The following is an 18458-nucleotide window of genomic DNA, read 5'->3' as shown; positions in this document are numbered from 1 at the left end:
TTTAAAGTTTCAGTTTTATTCCTTTTTTTACCAACCATCCGGTAAGTAAAACAACCATATAGGCAAAAACCAGGGAGCCTAAAAGACCCACAACCCCGGTATTAAAGAAAGGTGGCAATCTGAACGTACTTAGATTTCTTATGGGGTAGATTAGGTATGGCAACATATAACAGGTTAATGTTGCCGTTCCCGCCGGGGCTATAAATTTTGCCCAATGGATAATCCCCTTTTGGTCCGCGAGGTAATGGAAAATTGCAAAAACCAAAAAGCCCAGTCCGGAACAGATGGCCAACCATGAAGGTGTAGCTCCCAATTTGGAGATTCCCCATAAAGGACGGGCAACTAGGGCAAATGCTATACTTGCCAACCCCAAAAGAACTAATATGGCATACCTTTTTTTTAAACTTGGCCCGGACCATTTAATAAGCACCAAGGAGGCTACCATTCCCGAGGTGGTAAATGCGGGAATCGTTCCCTGCGCGATAGTTGAAAAATAACTGAATATCCCTTGAAGTTCAAAGGCGGCATCGGTTTGGTTCCAAACAGACAGCACATTGAATAAAAGCCAAAAGGACACTATCACGGTCCATTTGCCGCGCGAAAGGAGAAAGATAAGCGCATTTACCAGATAGGCCCAACCAATAAGCCCTAATATGCCCCACCACTGGGGTCGCATCCAATACTCCCCAGAGGCACCCCCTTCATAAATCATCGCTAGAAAAAGTAAAACAAGAATACCCAAAATCTGCAATGGAAGCTGCCATTTCCTGGAGACGGGGCTCTTTTTCCAATCGGTCCATATAAGGAATATGGCAAGGGCCATTAAGATGCCCCAAAAATATTTTCCAATTGGAATTCCCAAATCGTAGGCAGTCTCGTAATTGACCATAAAAAGACCGATCAGTAGGAGGGAAAAAGACCGTATTATGATATGCTTACCAATTTCCCGTAAGCTATGGCCCTTGTCCAAGCGACTTTTTATGGCAAAAGGAATACTTAAGCCAACGATGAAAAGGAACAAGGGAAATATGATATCCGAAAACCCTAAATAATCTTCATTTTCCTTGGCATGCAGCAACCATTTGGGAACATCGTTCAATGTCCAGAAATCATTGACCCAAATCATCAAAAACATGGTAAGTGCCCTTAAAATATCAATGGAATACAATCTCATGTTTTGTATCAATTTTATAGCTTATTGGTATCCCTTCCCCAATTATAGGCTTGGATACCGCTGGCAATTGCCCCTAGGTCCCAAATTTGAATTTAACTTCTTCCCAAAGAAGACTATTTAACGTGAGTTCGATAAATATTTTGTTTAAATCAGTTATTTATATAACATCTGTCCGGTCGAGCGGAGTCGAGACCTCATTGTAAAAGCGTTACAGTAAAATAACCTCTCGACTCCGCTCGAGGAGACAATAGCAATTTTTTAATTTACACGAAATCAATGTCTTAAAATTATTTTTATGTCGAACTCACGTTATTTAAATAATTGTTATTCAGGTAGATAAATCCAATGGATTATCCTTTATCCGAAGTTATTATTTTTATTAATGCGCATTCCGCTTTTTATCCCAACAGCATTCTTTTTATAATCAACTACATCCTGCAATGGATATCCGTATTTATTACATTGAAAATTAGGCCATTGATCACAAAAACTGTTTAAATTTTGTTTTTGGAATATTTTGCCGGAACCACTTATATCCCTACTTTTCAATCTAATTCCAAGGAATCCAATGCAAATTAAAAAGCTGCTCCAAGAAAAGGGGGAACATGCCAGGCCTACAATACCTAGAAGGTACCATATTATATTTTGGATCATATATTTTACCTTCAACTCCATTCGTTGGGGAAGCTATTTTGGTGATTATTGGCATTCTTTCAAATCCAATCTGGTAGAGTTTCCGCTGCATATTATTATCGTCTATTTTAATATATATTATTTGGTTCCCAAATTTATAATAGGCAAGAAGTATAAAACCTACCTAGCCCTTTTTTCCATTGTACTTGCGATCCATTATTTTGTTCGAATAGGCCTTTTTCATTGGCTTATCCCCAGTAACACCGCTACTGAAGTGCAGGCTGCCCACGGCTTGTTCAGTTTTAACCATATTGTTACGGTTACCTTGGGTGAAATCTATGTTATTGGCTTGGTCTCCGCCATTAAGTTCACTATAGATTATGTAATTGAACTGAACAAGAACAATCTTCTTTTGGAGCTTCAGTCCGAAACTGAAATGAAATATCTTAAAGCCCAGATTCAACCCCATTTCTTCTTCAATACATTGAACAATCTATATGCCCTTACCCTTAAAAGATCAAAAAAAGCGGCCGAGGTCGTTTTAAAACTGTCCGAAATCATGGAGTATATGATATATGACCTGAACAAAAAAAAAATATCCCTGCGTAAAGAAATCAACTACGTAGAAAATTATATTGAATTGGAAAGGATAAGAAAAAAGGATCTGGTAACATCCAATATTGAAATTATAGGACAGGTTGATGATGTAATGCTTCCACCATTTCTTTTTCTGCCCTTTGTTGAAAATTGTTTTAAACACGGACAATTGGAGAATGGAAAGATATTTATGGAAATGAAATTTATTAGAAATGAAGGGCATTTGGAATTTTACCTTAAAAATGATTTTGAAAAAAACAAAAATGCACGAGACAACTCCGGAATTGGACTTATAAACATAAAAAGGAGACTGGAATTATTATATGGAAACCAGTTTGAATTGGAGAATTATCCTTCAGGCAGTCATTATATAGTGGTCTTAAAAATCCCAATAAAATGAAACCTACATGTTTAAAATAATCCTTAAACACACAGAGGAATGATTATTTTTAAACATCAAACCCGTCCATACCGGCACGGACCGGAGGTTACACCCGCCAGTCCGCCCGTTCCGGTACGGACGGGAATGACCTTGTCGGGCCGGTGTGACATTTGAAAAACCTGTCTGCCGAACAGGCAGAAATAAATATAAACAGATGAAAATTAATTGTCTAATAATTGATGATGAGCCCCTTGCCATAAGTATTTTGGAATCCTACATCAAAACCCTGGACTATATGAATATTGTAAATTCATATACCAATGCGGTAGATGCCCTTTCCGATATTAAGGAGGGGAACATAGACGTTATATTTTTGGACATCAATATGTCCCGAATAAACGGACTGGAATTTCTCCGCACCCTAAAAAATCACCCTTTAATTATAATAACAACGGCCTATAGGGAATATGCCCTGGAGAGTTACGAGCTTGACGTGCTTGATTATTTGGTAAAACCTATCCCTTTTAACCGATTTTTGAAATCGGCCAATAAGCTTGTAGATCGCCTTAAGGCCAAAAATGAAAACAAGGGACACCCCATGTTGGACCCCCATGTATTTGTAAAAGTGGATAAGAAAATGGTGAAAGTGAATTTAAATGAAATTCTATTTATAGAAAGTCTGAAGGATTATATCAAAATTCACACCACCAAGGGTTATTTAGTAGCCTATAAGGCATTGTCTAGCATTGTTGAGGAGCTGCCTTCCGAAAATTTTGTTAGGGTACACAAATCTTATGCCATAGCCATTGACAAAATTACCGCCGTTGATGGGAACAGTATCGAAATTGATTCAAAAAGCATCCCCATTGGCAGGATATATTTAAAACGGGCGAGGGAACTCATCTTTTCAGGGAACGCCATTGCCCCGAAGAATTTTAGCTCCCCTAAAGAGGAGGGGTAATTTATGCGTTGGGCGAAGATAAAAGCCTTGGTAAAGACGTCCGTGTCCTATATTCACTAGACCCCCCTTTTCAAATCCACTCCAAAAAGCAATAGGAAAACACCTTTCATTTTACTATCCAAGGATTTTCGTAAAATAGTAAACGCCTTGGTAATATGGCCTTCTACAGATTTTGTGGAAATGTTCAAGTACTCTGCAATTTCAATATTGGTAAGCCCCTCTTGTTTACTCAGCACAAAAGCTTGTTTGCATTTTGGTGGTAGATTATCAATTTCCTTTTTCACTTGTAAAATAATTCTTTCAAACGAACTTTCGGAATCCTCTTGAACAAATACCCCCAAAGTGTCGATGTGCACTTTTTCCAGGGAAAAAACAGGTCTTATTTTCCGGTAATGGTCAACAAACCCATTGTATACGGATTTGTACAAATAATTCTTTAGGTCAACATCGTCCTTCAACTTTTTACGTTGTTTCCAGATCTTAATAAATACATTCTGAACGATATCCTCGGACAAATCGTAACCGCCAGTTAACCCAAAGGCATACGTACAGAGCCTATGATGGTAGGTTTCCACCAAACAGGTATAGGCTTTTGAATCCCCTTTTTTGAGGCCTTGAACAAAGGAAACTTCGTTGATGTACTCCATTTTAATGTGTTTATTTTTATTGCCTACCTGTTCGGCAAACAGGTTTTTCATTGGTCAAATGTAACCTTTGATGACCAAAATAATCTTTGGACACACAGAGCAATGATTATTTTGGTCATGTCGGTTTCATTATGGGAAATTTGTAATAATCTATGTAGATATTTGCCAAAATAGAAAAATAATTATCAAAAAAGCAAGGGTTGTATAAAATTGTTGCGTTTAAATTATGGATTTACGTGTTTGATATCTTAAATAATGCAAAACCTAATCGCAAAATATTTCACAAAACAAGCATCCCTCTCCGAGTTGGATGAGCTTACCAAGTGGATCGAAGACCCTGCCCATAAGGAGGAGTTTATACAATATGTAAAAATCAATCATGCAATCGATTTCAACATGAAAAAGTATGGTACGGATAAATCCAAAGAATTGTTGCTCAAATTTATCGAAAAGGAAAAGAAGGCCCATAAAATGCGCCAAACCTTCCATATTGTAAAATATGCCGCGGTAATCTTGATTTTTCTAGGGATTGGTTTCCTCTTTAAAAATGGGTTTCTTAACAATACACCTACTTCAATAGATTCGAATACTTCAATGCCCGTAACCTTGGACAACAAAATTGAGGTGGGTACGGACAAGGCTACCCTTACCTTGGAAGACGGTTCCAGTATAGATTTGGAAAAAGGAAAAACAGTACGTACAAAAAATGGTCAAAGCAATGGGGAAGAATTAATTTATGATTCCTCCAACATACCAAGTACCGAGATCGCTTATAACTATTTGACCATTCCGAGAGGGGGGCAATTTCATATAAAACTAGCCGATGGAACTTTGGTTTGGCTCAACTCTGAAAGTCGGTTAAAATATCCCGTTGCCTTTACGGAGGGAAAAACAAGAACCGTGGAATTGGTCTATGGAGAGGCCTATTTTGAGGTATCCCCGAGTACGGAGCACAAGGGGGCCACATTTAGGGTTTTGCATCCATCGCAAGAGATAGAGGTGCTGGGAACGTCGTTTAACCTAAAGGCCTACAGGGACGAAACAAATATTTACACCACACTGGTAGAAGGTAAAGTGTCCATTAGCACTGCTACAACAAAGCAGGTCCTGAAGCCCAGTCAACAGTCCAATTTAGATCTTAAAAACAATCACGTAAGTGTTCACCAGACAGACGTAAATCAAGAGATTTCATGGAGAAGGGGTCTCTTTAGTTTTAAGGGAAAGTCTCTGGAAGAGATTGCCATGGTATTGTCTAGATGGTACGATGTGGATATCGAATTTTCCAGACCAGCACTTAAAAATGTAAGATTTAATGGTGTTTTAAGAAAAGAAGAAACAATAGAAGAAATATTAAATACTATCCTAACCACAAATTCTATTAAAGCCTATGAGATAAACAACAAGAAGATCATCCTAAAATAAGGAAAGGGAACAAAGTGTATACCTGGACAGTACTGTGCTTTTGTCCCCTTTTTTTGAATCAGTCGATTAAAAATGCTTAACCAACTAATACTCAAATTTATGAAAATTAAATGTACCAACAACCATTTCCGTCAGCGGAAAAAGCTATTAAAGTTCATTATGAGGACATTCATTTTCTTGCTTTGCTCCACTGCCTTCGGATTTACTTCGAGCGAAGTGTTCTCACAGAACACCAAAATCCACATAGACAAAGATCAGACAGTATCTATAGATGCCGTTTTCGATTTACTCAGGGACCAGACCGATTATACTTTTATTTACGAGGAGGATCTTTTTAAGGATGTCCCTAAGGTACAATTAAAAAAGGGCACTATTCTGGCCAATAAGCTATTGGAGATCTGTTTTTCGGGCAAGGATTTTAAATTGAACCTCAAGGGGGATAAAATAATCATTATTGCTACCGAACCTTCCAATACTGTACTTCAGACATTCACTGTATCTGGAACGATAATGGACAGCAATGGCCAACCCTTACCTGGGGCCAATATTGTAGAAAAAGGAACAACAAACGGAGTCACCGCCGATTTTGATGGGAATTTTTCAATATCCGTAGAAAACGAAGATGTCGTTTTAGTGGTTACCTATATTGGATTTGCAACAAAAGAAGTTGGGGTGAATGGACAGCGTACTTTGAACATTACATTAGAGGAAAGCGCGGCCGGATTGGATGAAGTAGTCTTAATTGGGTATGGGAGCCAAAAGAAAAGTGACTTGACCGGTTCAGTTTCCAATATAAAATCAAAGGACTTGTTGGATAAGCCAGCAGTAAATGTTGGTCAAGCTTTATCTGGAAAAATTGCCGGCGTAGAAGCATTTACCAATTCGGGAAGACCGGACGGTAAAGTATCTATTCGTGTTCGAGGAAATAATTCCATTTCTGCTTCCAATGAACCCTTATTTGTTGTAGATGGTGTTATTGGGGTCTCTAATATAAATTTGATAAACCCTAACAATATTGAATCGCTTGAGGTTTTAAAGGATGCATCTGCTACGGCAATTTATGGTGCAAGAGGGGCTAATGGAGTAATTTTGATAACCACGAAAAGAGGTATTCCGTTAGATGGTGAAAGTATAATTTCTTACGATACTTATATGTCCTTTGGGGTTTTGAACAAAAAACAAAACTTGGAATTCCTTAACGCCCAAGAGTGGTGGTCCGTATATAACACCGGTTATGATAATATTCAGAAATACGACCCCGCCGGATTTGCACAAGGTAGATACCAGAGAGCAAATCCTGCAAATCTTCCCAATCTATTCGATTCATCTGGAAACCCTATATATGATACCGATTGGGAGGACGAAACATATAGGACTGCAGTTTCGGTAAATCATCAGTTAGGTTTTAGGGGAGGAAATGAAAAAACCACATATGGTTTTTTTGTGAATTACCTTGACCAACAGGCACTAATGGTAAATAATTACCTCAAAAGATATAGTGGTCAATTAAATATTGATTCCCAAGTAAAGGACTGGTTAAAAATAGGTATAAATGCTTCCTATAATAATAGTATTGGAAATGACCTATATGGGAATTACATTATTAAAAGGTTACAACAAGAAGCGCTTCCCATTATACCTGTTAAATATCCGGATGGATCTTGGGGCAGCAATCGGGATTTCCCCGGTGCAGTTCAAGACACCCCAGCAAGATATTTAGAAGAAATGGTAAATGAAATTAGCAACTCTCAGTTTCTATCCGATCTATATCTCGACTTTAAAATTACGGATGACCTGGGATTTAAGGCAACTTTCGCAGTTGACAACACCCACAGGAAGACCAATTATTATGTAGGGAAAAATCTAATTCAGTTTGGTGGCATAACCAATGGAGGAGTTGCCCAAATAAGTACTGAAAAACAGCTCTATTGGCAGAATGAGAATTATTTTAACTATAATTTGGATTTTACCGAAGATAGTAGACTGAATGTTCTATTGGGTTTAAGTTGGCAACAAAGATATGCCGAACTTTTGGGGGCGGAGCATCGCAATTTCATCGATGATTTTTATCAATGGCATAATATTGGTCTAGGCACAGTAGTTCAACCTTCTTCATCAAGCGATTGGAGATGGGCGTTGAACTCTTATTTTGCACGTGCAAATTATGTTCTTAAAGATAAGTACTTATTTACAGCTACCGGACGTTATGATGGGTCATCCAAATTTGGAAAGAATAACAGATATGCCTTCTTTCCTTCATTCGCTTTTGCCTGGAAGGTATCCGAGGAAAATTTTTTACAGGACCATAAATACATCAGCAATTTAAAGTTAAGAACCAGTATTGGTCAAACAGGGAACCAAGAAATAGGGAATTATGCATATTCACAAAACTTGGGTTCAAACAACGTGATTTTTGGAGACGAATTTCAATCAACTTTGTACAACAGTAATTTTGGAAACCCCGATCTTAAATGGGAAACGACTACCCAGATAGATTTTGGGCTTGATATAAGTTTACTGAATCACCGTGTTGATATGACAATGGACTATTATCATAAAACAACGGATGACCTACTTTTGAATGCTCCCATCCCTTCCTCTTCCGGTTTACCTTTTGTTCTGAAAAATATAGGTTCTGTAAGAAATAAAGGCTTTGAACTGTCTATTAACTCCTATAACATTAGTTCAGAAGATTTTTCTTGGTCCACAAGGCTTTCATTTGCCACAAATAAGAACAGGGTTATTAAATTGGGGGAGAACGATGAGGATATTTTGACCACAAGCCATGCTCAGGGATTTATGAAAATTTTAAGGGTTGGTGAGCCCGTTGGATCATTTTGGGGCCTAACCAGACTGGGTACATGGGGTACGGAAGAGGCTGCCGAAGCTGAAACATTTAACAGGTTGCCCGGGGATTTAAAGTATGCAGACATTAACAATGATGGAAAAATTGACGCAAATGACAATAGCATAATAGGAATTGACTCGCCAAAATGGACCATGGGTATATCAAATACGTTGACGTATAGGAATTTTGACCTATTATTTGATATTAGAATCGTAGAAGGAATTAACGTAATGAATGCTGGAACCCATAATAGGGAGGATCGTTCAGGAGTTGCAAATGGTTCTAGGACATTATTGAACGCATGGACTCCAGAAAATCAAAACACCATGGTAGGAGAATTACGATACATGAGAACCTATTACGATTCATACCCCGATACCCATTGGCTGCAAGATGGTTCATTTATTCGGTTACAGAATTTGACCGTTGGCTACAACTTCCCAAAAAAAATATTGGATAAAATAGGATTGGATCGGCTAAGGCTATATGCTAGTGGGCAAAACCTATTTCTTATAACGAAGTATAATGGCTACGATCCTGAAATAAGCACTTTTGATGGGGATTTTGGACAGGGTATCGATGATTTTGGAGAGCCTAGGGCCAGAACCTACACATTAGGCCTAAATGTTAACTTTTAAAAAATAATCAGTGATGAAGAACAAATTATTTTATCTAATATTAGTTGTGTTAACCTCTATGGTCTCATGTACTAGTGATTTTTTGAATGAATTACCAACGGGTACACTTACAAGTGAAAGTAGGTTGACAAGTAAGGAAGCCGCTCTAGCCTTTACGAATAGTAGCTATTCCAATACTACAGTACTTAACGAGCCAGCATTTAGTTGGGGCGGAAATACGGTATTGCTATTGGAATATATGACAGGAAAGGCAGCTTCGGAAAATTCACAAAGTAATTTTAAGGAGTTTGAAGATTTGGTACTTAGCGAACGTTCCCCGTTTATTGAGGAATGGTGGCAAGATTCTTATTCGGGTATTGCAAAATGTAACTTGGCACTATTAAAACTTCCAGAATTTGAGGGAAGTGTCGAAGATAACTTGATTTCCAGATATCAGGGAGAAGTACGCTTTATGAGGGCTATGTATTATTTTTATTTGGTTAGAATTTTTGGGGATATCCCTAAGGTAATGGAACCCCAAACAGAACTTGGAGAATTACAGTTGGCCCCATCCCCCATTAAAGAAATTTATGATGACATCATAATTCCGGACTTGCTCATTGCTGAAAATTCTGAATTGCCTTTTAAAGAGGAAACGGGCAGGGTTTCAATGGCTGCAGTTAAAACATTACTGGCCGATGTTTATCTTACGTATGCAGGATATCCTGTGCAAGGTGGACCGCAATATTATGCGGAATCGGCCAAACGTTCAGAGGAAATCATTAATTCAGAAATGTTTTCATTGTTTCCGGAGTATGACGATCTGCGCAACCCATTAAATAATAATAGGCAGGAATTTATATTTCAAGTACAATTTTCTGTCAACAAAAGGACCAACGAAATGGTTCCTGGAGTATTGCCGTCAAGAAGTGGAATGTCCGCCTTTAATCTAGAGTATGGTAGTTTAATCCCAACACCCAATTTTGTGGAGAGCTATGTTGAAGGAGATAAAAGAGCTGAGGAAAAACAGTTCTTTTTTACCACATACAAGGGACATCCAAGTAAATTCTCGGCTGGGGCACCTGAACTTGAACTTATGGATTTTAATGCGTCATACATCTATAAATTTTTTGATCAAAATGCAATTGATGTTGTTGGACAGTCTGGTTTAAATTGGACAATTTACAGGTATGCAGATGTATTGCTACTATATGCCGAGGCTCAATCGCAAGCAGAAGGAATCCCTAGTACAATGGCTATAAATGCTCTGAACGCAGTACGCAATCGCGCAAATCTTCTGGACTTCACGAATCTTGATTTGGAATCCTTTAGAAAAGAGGTTTGGGATCAGCGTTATTTTGAACTATGTTATGAGAACAAAATGTGGTTTGATATAGCTAGGACTCGGCTTATTAGGGATGATGCATCTGGAGAATATGTAAATATTGTGGGCTATACCAACAATTGGGGAAAAACATATGGTGAAAATCATTTGTTGTTTCCTTTTCCATTAAGCGAAGTACAAGCAAATCCAAATTTGACCAATGGCCAATAATATTATAAAGCGCATATAATGCAAGAAGGACATATCACCTACTCTTTCTGTTTGGCACCGCTGACAGTAATTCGAATACGTGATATGTCCTTTCACATAAAGGAGGTCATTTATTAAATCCAAAAAAGAAAGCGCTAAATTATGCGAAAGCACCAAAAAATAGGATATGACAATTTCGATTAAAACCACTTTTTCAATTGTATTAACTTCTCTATTGCTCTTTAGTTGTTCGGAACAAAAGACCACTAAGGAAAAGAAAACACCGAATATTTTGGTAATACTCGCAGATGACATGGGTTTTGGTGATCCAGCTAGCTATAATATCAATTCTAAGATTGCAACCCCAAACATAAATAACTTGGCAGAAAGCGGCATGAAGTTTACTAACGCCCATGCCGCTGGACCTTGGTGTATTCCTTCCCGCTATGGATTATTGACTGGGAGATATCCTTTTAGGAATGACCGTAAGTACGAAGAATCTTTGATAGCTCCTGGACAGATTACAATAGGAGGGTTTTTACAACAAAACAATTACCAAACCGCATGCATCGGAAAGTGGCACCAGGGTATCATTGATGAGAAAAACCCGAAAGCGGGAGAGCGACTTAGAGGTGGTCCGGTAGACAATGGTTTCGATTATTTTTTCGGATTACCGGCTTCACTAGATATTCCGCCCTATTATTTTATAGAAAATGATCTAATCGTTGGTTCCCTTTATGACAGCATAGGCGACAATAACAGCGAAAGATGGAGCCCAATTCAAGGTGCTTTTTGGAGAAAGGGTAAAATTGCCGAAGGATACGAACATAAAAATATACTAAAGGAACTATCGGGTAAGGTTACGGGATATCTTGAAGACTACAAAAAGTCTGAATCGGAAAAACCCTTCTTCCTGTACTTTGCAATGACGGCACCCCATACCCCTTGGTTACCCGAACCAGAATTTGAAGGGAAGAGTCAAGTAGGAATGTACGGAGATTTTGTAATGCAGGCAGATCATTATGTTGGGAAAGTACTACAAAAATTGGATGAGTTGGGACTGAGCGAAAACACCATAGTCTTATTTACTAGTGACAATGGGCCTGTTTGGTATCCAAATGACGTGTCCAAATATGGTCATAATAGCGTTGGCTTCCTTAGTGGCATGAAAAGTGACCTGCTTGAGGGTGGCCATCGGATGCCCTTTATAGTAAGGTGGCCAAATATGGTAAAGCCAGGTTTGGAAAATAATAATCCCATCTGTTTTACCGATGTCCTTTCTACCTTTGCCGATATTCTTGATAAGCCTTTGCCCGCAAATGCGGGTGAAGATAGCTATAGCTTCCTTCCATTACTTACGGGTAAAAACAACATTCAAAGACCCCCCATTATCCATAACAATGGAGATATGTACAGTATAATTGATGGCCATTGGAAGTATATCAACGGAAAGGGGCCTGGTGGATTCTCCAAGGCTGTTATGAATAAGTTCCCTGAAATTCTTCCACGTGATGAATATGAAGGGCAGTTGTACGACCTGTCCAATGACTTAGGCGAACGTCACAACCTATATACCCAAAATCCTGATAAGGCTTCGGAATTGTCCCAAAAACTAACGGCATATATCCAGAACACAGCCGGTGAAAGGAAGTAAAGGGTTAATTTTCTAAGAAAACATACATTTTTTCAATAAGTAAGTTTCAAAATCCAAACTAAAAATAAGGAATCATATGGGGTATTTCTTACATAAACGCATGATTATTGTCATGTTTGGAATATTTCTTTCATGTATGGAAACGGTAAAAACAGAATCAAATTCTGATAATTTACAGCATAAAAAACCGAATATTGTGTTCATATTAGCCGATGATCAAGGATGGGGAGATTTGGGGATATCCGGGAATACCAATCTGGCAACCCCGAACATAGATGCCATTGCAAAAAATGGGGTCACTTTTGATCATTTTTACGTTAGTCCGGTATGTTCGCCCACCAGGGCCGAACTTTTGACCGGGCGTTACTATCCCAGGGTAGGGGTCTATTCCACCTCATCGGGTGGTGAACGCCTAAATTTGGATGAAACCACTCTTGCGGAAGTTTTTAAGCAGGCCGGATATGCTACTGCCGCTTATGGCAAATGGCATAACGGGATGCAACCTCCTTACCATCCCAATGCCCAGGGTTTTGATGACTTTTACGGGTTTGCTTCTGGGCATTGGGGCAATTATTTCAGTCCCATGTTGGAACACAACGGGAAAGTAGTAAAGGGTGAAGGCTTTATCATTGACGACCTTACCAACAAAGGATTGGATTTTATTGATAGGAACAAGGAAAAGCCATTTTTCCTTTATCTTCCATATAATACGCCCCATAGCCCTATGCAGGTACCGGATGAGTATTGGAACAGGTTTAAGAACAAGGAACTGACTATGAAATATCACGGGGAGGAAGAAGAGAACGAGAACTTTACGAGGGCAGCCCTGGCTATGGTGGAAAACATAGATTACAATGTTGGCAGGGTTTTCGATAAACTAAGGAACTTGGAACTGGAAGAAAATACATTGGTGATATACTTGTCGGACAACGGACCAAATGGGTGGCGTTGGAATGCGGGGATGCGGGGCAGAAAGGGATCCACTGATGAGGGCGGGGTACGTTCCCCCTTGATAATGCAATGGAAGAACATGCTGCCTAAGGGCAAACATATAGCGCAAATAGCAAGTTCCATAGACATATTGCCCACCTTAACGGATTTGGCCCAAATAGGAATGAATACGCTGAAACCCTTGGATGGGAAAAGCTTAAAACCGCTGTTGATGGACGATAAGCCGTTTTGGGATGATCGGGTGGTCTATAATCATTGGAACGGCCGTACTAGTATCCGAACACAAAGATATCGCTTGGATAGTGGGGACAGACTTTATGATATAATCAAGGATGGTGGACAGACCATAGACCTTTCAGTGAAACTACCACAACTCACGGATTCCTTGAAACAGCTAAAAAGAGATTGGCTACAAGAAGTAACACCAAAATCCAAAGAGACAGAGGAGCGGCCCTTTACTTTAGGTCATCCTGATTATATCTATACTCAAATTCCTGCCAGGGATGGGGTGGCACATGGTAATATAGAACGGAGCAATAGGCATCCCAACTGTACTTTTTTCACAAAATGGAAGAGCCCCAAGGATAGTATAAGCTGGGATATGGAAGTGTTGACCGACGGTGAATTTGAAGTGGAGCTTTATTATACCGCGAAAGAAAGGGATTTAGGATCCCAAATTGAATTACGCTTTGGGGAAAGTTTCTTAAAGGCGACCATTACAAAGGCGCATGATCCGCTGCTAGTAGGGGCAGATCGGGACCGTGCCCCCAGAATTGAATCCTATACCAAGGATTTTATTCCTATGGATCTAGGGAAAATTCAACTGAAGAAGGGCAAGGGCAATTTAACATTAAAAGCAATAGAAATACCTGGAGAGGAAGTTATGGATATGCGCTTGTTACTATTTAAGAGAGTTGGATAGTGCTGTTTTGGATGGGGCGGAGCCTTTAAGCTTATACCGATCATTTATCCAATAGCCCCCTTAGCCTTTCAAATAACTTATAGGCGTTCTCCACTTTTTCTTTGGGGGCTTTTTGGAACTCCTTATCCGTCACCTTATAAAAATCCTGGACACTGTCCAATTTACGGTGCATTTCAATTAATACATCACTATATTTCCCATCCTCTATTAAATTATTCTTTTCAAGAGGGTCCTTTTTAAGGTCATAAAGTTCCCATTGATCGATATCGTCATAAAAATGCATCAATTTATAGCGGTTTGTGCGTATCCCATAATGCTTTTTTACCATATGGAAGGCAGGGAAATCATAATAATGATAGTAAATAATTTCTCTAAAATCGGTTTCTGACCTACTGCCATCCAAAAGGCCCTTAAACGATTCCCCTTGCATCTCCTTCCCCATTTCCGGAACTCCTGCAACTTCTAAAAAAGTTTGGGCAAAATCCAGATTTTGTACCATGGCATCAATTTTTTTTCCTGGATTGATCGTTCTTGGCCATTGCATCAATAATGGAGTCCTAAAGGAGGGTTCGTACATAAACCGCTTATCGAACCAGCCATTTTCTCCCAAATAAAACCCTTGGTCGGAAGTATAGACTACCAAAGTGTTTTCCGCCAACCCCGTTTCTTCCAGATAATCCAGCAATTGGCCTACCCCTTCATCTACCGAGGCTATGGTTGCCATATAATCCTGTAAATATCGCTGTCCTTTCCAAATTGCCAACTCCCTTCCTTTTAAATTGGAATTGTGAAAAGCGTTATTCTTGGGCAAATATCCGGCGTCCCATTTTTTCCACTGTTCCGGGCCCATCCTTTCAAAATCGGTCTTCCAAGGGTTATGGGCCAATTCCGTGCTGCCATATTCTTTGGACATCTTAAGGTCGTGCCCCTCGTACATGTCCTTATAAATAGTCTGTAATTGCTCTTCCGCAGCATCTTGCTCTACAAAAGTGGGGAAATAGGTATCCGGTAATGGAAATTGTACGGAATCATATTTATTAATATGACGCAGTGCCGGCATCCAATTCCTGTGCGGGGCTTTGTGTTGTACCATCAGAAAAAATGGCAAACTATCTTTACGATTGTTCTTTAGCCAATCCAAGGCGTCATTTGTAATAATGTCTGTGGCATACCCCTTAATTCTTGTGGTATCCCCATTTACTATAAAATCGGGATTGTAATAATTGCCTTGATCCACTATTATTTTCCAGTGATCAAAACCCTCTGGGTATCCATGTAAATGCCACTTTCCCAAAAGGGCAGTTTGGTACCCTGCCTGTTGCAGCATCTTGGGCAAGGTGGGCTGACTCCCGTTAAAGCGGTCGCCGTTCTGTCTAAAACCGTTGATATGGCTGTGTTTCCCTGTTAGAATCACTGCCCTACTGGGTCCACAGATAGAATTGGTGACATAACTATGGGTAAAAAGAGCTCCATTCTTGGCAATCCGATCTATATTAGGAGTAGGTGCCACCTTTCCAATAGGATGGTCATAGGCACTAATGGCCTGTACTGCATGATCATCTGCCATTATAAAAAGAATGTTGGGCCTTTTATTGTCGACGGTTTTTTTTGGTTGCTCCCGTTTACAGGAAAAGCTAAGCACTATAAGAGCCAGAATCAGTAATTTATTAAGGTAATGCATGTTCAATTCTTTTGTGTCAATTCGTAGTGCTTGACCCTGTTGATCTATTTTAATTTAAAGGTTACTTTGTTCGAGGCATTGGAATCCGTCCCCACATATACCTCAAATTCTCCTGGTTCCGAAACAAATTCCAATTGACTGTTATAAAATTTTAAATCGTCGGGAGTAAGGGTAATACTAACCAATATACTTTCGCCTTGTTTTAGGAATACCTTTTTAAAACCTTTTAACTCCCGCATAGGCGGCGTAATACTCCTAACCACATCCCTAAGATAGAGTTGAACCACTTCCTCTCCGTGATAGTTGCCCGTATTTCTCAGGGTTACAGAAACCTTCACGGATTCTCCCTGTCCTATTTCCTTTTTATCGATGGAAAGATCGGAATACTCAAATTGGGTATAGCTAAGTCCGTAACCAAAAGGCACTAAAGGCGTATTGGGGGCATCCAAATAATTGGATTGGAATTTTTGAAAAACGGGGGAAATTGCCGGTCTACCCGTATTTTTCATACTGTGGTAAATGGGGATCTGCCCAACATTTACGGGCCATGTGGTCGTTAGTTTTCCTGCGGGATTATAGTTCCCAAAAATTACATCTGCAATAGCATTCCCAGCTTCTACGCCCGGATGCCAAACTTGCAGTATGCTGACCGGAAGAGTCAACTCTTCGGGAATGGTCAAAGGCCTACCGCTCATAAGCACCAGGGCAACAGGCTTACCCGTGGCTACTAGGGCCCGAATCATTTTTTTCTGACTTTCCGGAATGGAAAGATCTGTTCTACTGGCCGCTTCGCCGCTCATTTCGGTGGCCTCTCCAACTACAGCGACCACCACATCGGATGTATGGGCCAGATCCAAAGCTTCTTTGAGCATTTCCTCTGGGGAACGCCCATCAATTTCTATTCTTGGCCCAAATACATTGACCTTTTTAGCCAATTCAGGATCATCGGAAATATTGGCCCCTTTGGCATACAAAACTGTTGCCATAGGGGCTGCTTTCTTAAAGCCCTCCAAAATAGGAACGGATAATTGTGGGTTTCCAGTTGGTGCCCAAGTACCCAACATATTGTTTTTATTATTGGCCAAAGGTCCTACCAAGGCTATTTTAATATTCTTTTTTAAGGGTAAGGTATTGTTATGGTTTTTTAGGAGTACAAAAGAACGTGCGGCAGCTTCTCTGGCCACTTTTCTGTTTTCTTCGTTCAGGATATCCTTGGCCGGTCTCTTGGTGTCGATATAGCGATAAGGATCTTCAAAAAGACCCAACTTATGTTTTGCCTCCAAGATTCTACGGCAGGCTTGGGTGATTTGCTCCTCACTGACCTTCCCTTCTTCCACAGATTTCTTTAGGGTCGAAAAAAAGCCTTCCCCGACCATATCCATATCGAGGCCCGCATTGAGGGCCAAAGCGGACACGGCCTGTAGATCCCCGAGTCCATGGGCAATCATCTCATTTACCGAGGTGTAATCGGACACCACAAATCCTTTAAAATCCCATTGCCCTCTCAGCAGATCGGTCAACAGCCATTTGTTTCCAGATGCGGGAATACCATCTATATCGTTAAAGGAGGTCATAACGCTTGAGGCCCCTGCATCAATGGCCGCTTTATAGGGCGGCAAATACTGGTTGAACATTTTCACTTTGCCCATATCCACCGAATTATAGTCGCGTCCGCCTTCCGAAGCACCGTAGAGTGCCAAGTGTTTTACCGTGGCCAGCATGGTATTGGCTTGGGAAAGATCGCTTCCCTGATAACCCTGTACCATCGCCTTTGCTATGGCCGAGCCCAAATAGGGATCTTCTCCGGCTCCTTCGGCAATACGGCCCCACCTAGGATCACGGGCAATATCCACCATGGGAGAAAAATTCCAGTTGATCCCATCAGCTGTTGCCTCAATAGCCGCTATCCTTGCCGTTCTCTCGATCAGGGCCATATCCCAACTTGCCGACAGTCCCAAAGGAATGGGGAAGGTGGTCTTATATCCGTGGATGACATCGGAACCGAACAATAACGGAATTTTTAAACGGGTATGGTTGATGGCGAAATCCTGGGCCTTCCTTATTTTTTCCGGACCGGCCACTCCAAAGAGTCCGCCTACCTGGCCCGCTTTGATTTTGGCTTCCACATGCTCACTGACCACCGCACCGGTGGCCACCCCGCCTCCAGGAGTAAGTAAGTTTAGTTGTCCTATTTTTTCTTCAAGGGTCATTTTTGCAAGAAATTCTTCAACTTGCGGGATCCTTTCCTGACCTTGTAGACTTGAAAGCCCTGCAAAAAATAAGGCAATGGTTTTAATTGTTTTTGATATGTTCATTTTTATTGTTTTAGAGGTCAGTAGACAGTTCCCTATAAAATATTTAATAAGGTTGGCATAGGTCTGGTTGAGCGCAGTCGAAACCTGTTTTTAGATTCCCAATAGTTCTCGACTGCGCTA

11 protein-coding genes are annotated in these 18458 nt (G+C 40.1%); 7 read left to right on the top strand and 4 right to left on the bottom strand.

Features of this window, described 5'->3' with window-relative positions:
- Nucleotide 1: 1 nt before the first annotated feature.
- Nucleotides 2-1174, bottom strand: coding sequence for a heparan-alpha-glucosaminide N-acetyltransferase domain-containing protein (locus tag D0S24_RS17590; RefSeq protein WP_117021139.1), 1173 nt, complete (start codon nt 1172-1174; stop codon nt 2-4).
- A 568-nt stretch (nt 1175-1742) separates the two neighbouring features.
- Between D0S24_RS17590 and D0S24_RS17580 the strand changes: the two genes are divergently transcribed.
- Both D0S24_RS17580 and D0S24_RS17575 read left to right on the top strand, forming a co-directional pair.
- Nucleotides 1743-2804 carry a sensor histidine kinase gene (locus D0S24_RS17580; protein WP_117021137.1) on the top strand — a complete coding sequence of 354 codons (1062 nt, stop codon included), beginning with the start codon at nt 1743-1745 and terminating at the stop codon, nt 2802-2804.
- 196 nt (nt 2805-3000) lie between these two features.
- Complete coding sequence (locus D0S24_RS17575) at nt 3001-3747, top strand: LytTR family DNA-binding domain-containing protein (protein WP_117021136.1); 747 nt, start codon at nt 3001-3003, stop codon at nt 3745-3747.
- Nucleotides 3748-3803: 56 nt separating this feature from the next.
- Here the strand turns inward: D0S24_RS17575 and D0S24_RS17570 are convergent, their stop codons facing one another.
- A complete protein-coding gene (locus tag D0S24_RS17570; protein ID WP_251795821.1) occupies nt 3804-4445 on the bottom strand; it encodes an RNA polymerase sigma factor in 642 nt (213 codons plus the stop codon).
- 204 nt (nt 4446-4649) lie between these two features.
- Here D0S24_RS17570 and D0S24_RS17565 point away from each other — a divergent pair, with 204 nt between their 5' ends.
- From D0S24_RS17565 to D0S24_RS17545, 5 genes are all read left to right on the top strand, one after another.
- On the top strand, nt 4650-5816 hold the full coding sequence (locus D0S24_RS17565; RefSeq protein ID WP_117021135.1) for a FecR family protein: 1167 nt from the start codon (nt 4650-4652) through the stop codon (nt 5814-5816).
- Nucleotides 5817-5975: 159 nt separating this feature from the next.
- Nucleotides 5976-9302, top strand: coding sequence for a TonB-dependent receptor (locus D0S24_RS17560; protein WP_117021242.1), 3327 nt, complete (start codon nt 5976-5978; stop codon nt 9300-9302).
- A 13-nt stretch (nt 9303-9315) separates the two neighbouring features.
- Entirely contained in the window at nt 9316-10836 is a 1521-nt protein-coding gene (locus D0S24_RS17555; protein ID WP_117021134.1) for a RagB/SusD family nutrient uptake outer membrane protein, read from the top strand.
- A 166-nt stretch (nt 10837-11002) separates the two neighbouring features.
- Nucleotides 11003-12469: an arylsulfatase gene (locus D0S24_RS17550; RefSeq protein ID WP_117021133.1), complete on the top strand. Its 1467-nt coding sequence runs from the start codon at nt 11003-11005 to the stop codon at nt 12467-12469.
- Between the two features lie 196 nt (nt 12470-12665).
- Nucleotides 12666-14342, top strand: a complete 1677-nt coding sequence (locus D0S24_RS17545; protein ID WP_251795820.1) for an arylsulfatase — start codon at nt 12666-12668, stop codon at nt 14340-14342.
- Between the two features lie 40 nt (nt 14343-14382).
- On the opposite strand, the gene D0S24_RS17540 is transcribed toward D0S24_RS17545, so the two are convergent.
- Nucleotides 14383-16023 carry a sulfatase gene (locus D0S24_RS17540; RefSeq protein ID WP_117021131.1) on the bottom strand — a complete coding sequence of 547 codons (1641 nt, stop codon included), beginning with the start codon at nt 16021-16023 and terminating at the stop codon, nt 14383-14385.
- Nucleotides 16024-16067: 44 nt separating this feature from the next.
- Nucleotides 16068-18338 carry a beta-glucosidase BglX gene (gene bglX, locus D0S24_RS17535; RefSeq protein WP_117021130.1) on the bottom strand — a complete coding sequence of 757 codons (2271 nt, stop codon included), beginning with the start codon at nt 18336-18338 and terminating at the stop codon, nt 16068-16070.
- Nucleotides 18339-18458 lie beyond the last annotated feature (120 nt).

Source organism: Arenibacter sp. P308M17, from assembly GCF_003426735.1.
GTDB lineage: Bacteria > Bacteroidota > Bacteroidia > Flavobacteriales > Flavobacteriaceae > Arenibacter.
Note: the sequence above shows the minus strand (reverse complement) of the source record. Positions and strands in the feature narration are given on the sequence as shown.

Coding starts and splice junctions, on each gene's coding strand:
- D0S24_RS17590 (WP_117021139.1), bottom strand. CDS start 1,174: ATGAGATTGTATTCCATTGATATTTTAAGGGCACTTACCATGTTTTTG.
- D0S24_RS17580 (WP_117021137.1), top strand. CDS start 1,743: ATGCAAATTAAAAAGCTGCTCCAAGAAAAGGGGGAACATGCCAGGCCT.
- D0S24_RS17575 (WP_117021136.1), top strand. CDS start 3,001: ATGAAAATTAATTGTCTAATAATTGATGATGAGCCCCTTGCCATAAGT.
- D0S24_RS17570 (WP_251795821.1), bottom strand. CDS start 4,445: ATGAAAAACCTGTTTGCCGAACAGGTAGGCAATAAAAATAAACACATT.
- D0S24_RS17565 (WP_117021135.1), top strand. CDS start 4,650: ATGCAAAACCTAATCGCAAAATATTTCACAAAACAAGCATCCCTCTCC.
- D0S24_RS17560 (WP_117021242.1), top strand. CDS start 5,976: ATGAGGACATTCATTTTCTTGCTTTGCTCCACTGCCTTCGGATTTACT.
- D0S24_RS17555 (WP_117021134.1), top strand. CDS start 9,316: ATGAAGAACAAATTATTTTATCTAATATTAGTTGTGTTAACCTCTATG.
- D0S24_RS17550 (WP_117021133.1), top strand. CDS start 11,003: ATGACAATTTCGATTAAAACCACTTTTTCAATTGTATTAACTTCTCTA.
- D0S24_RS17540 (WP_117021131.1), bottom strand. CDS start 16,023: ATGCATTACCTTAATAAATTACTGATTCTGGCTCTTATAGTGCTTAGC.
- bglX (WP_117021130.1), bottom strand. CDS start 18,338: ATGAACATATCAAAAACAATTAAAACCATTGCCTTATTTTTTGCAGGG.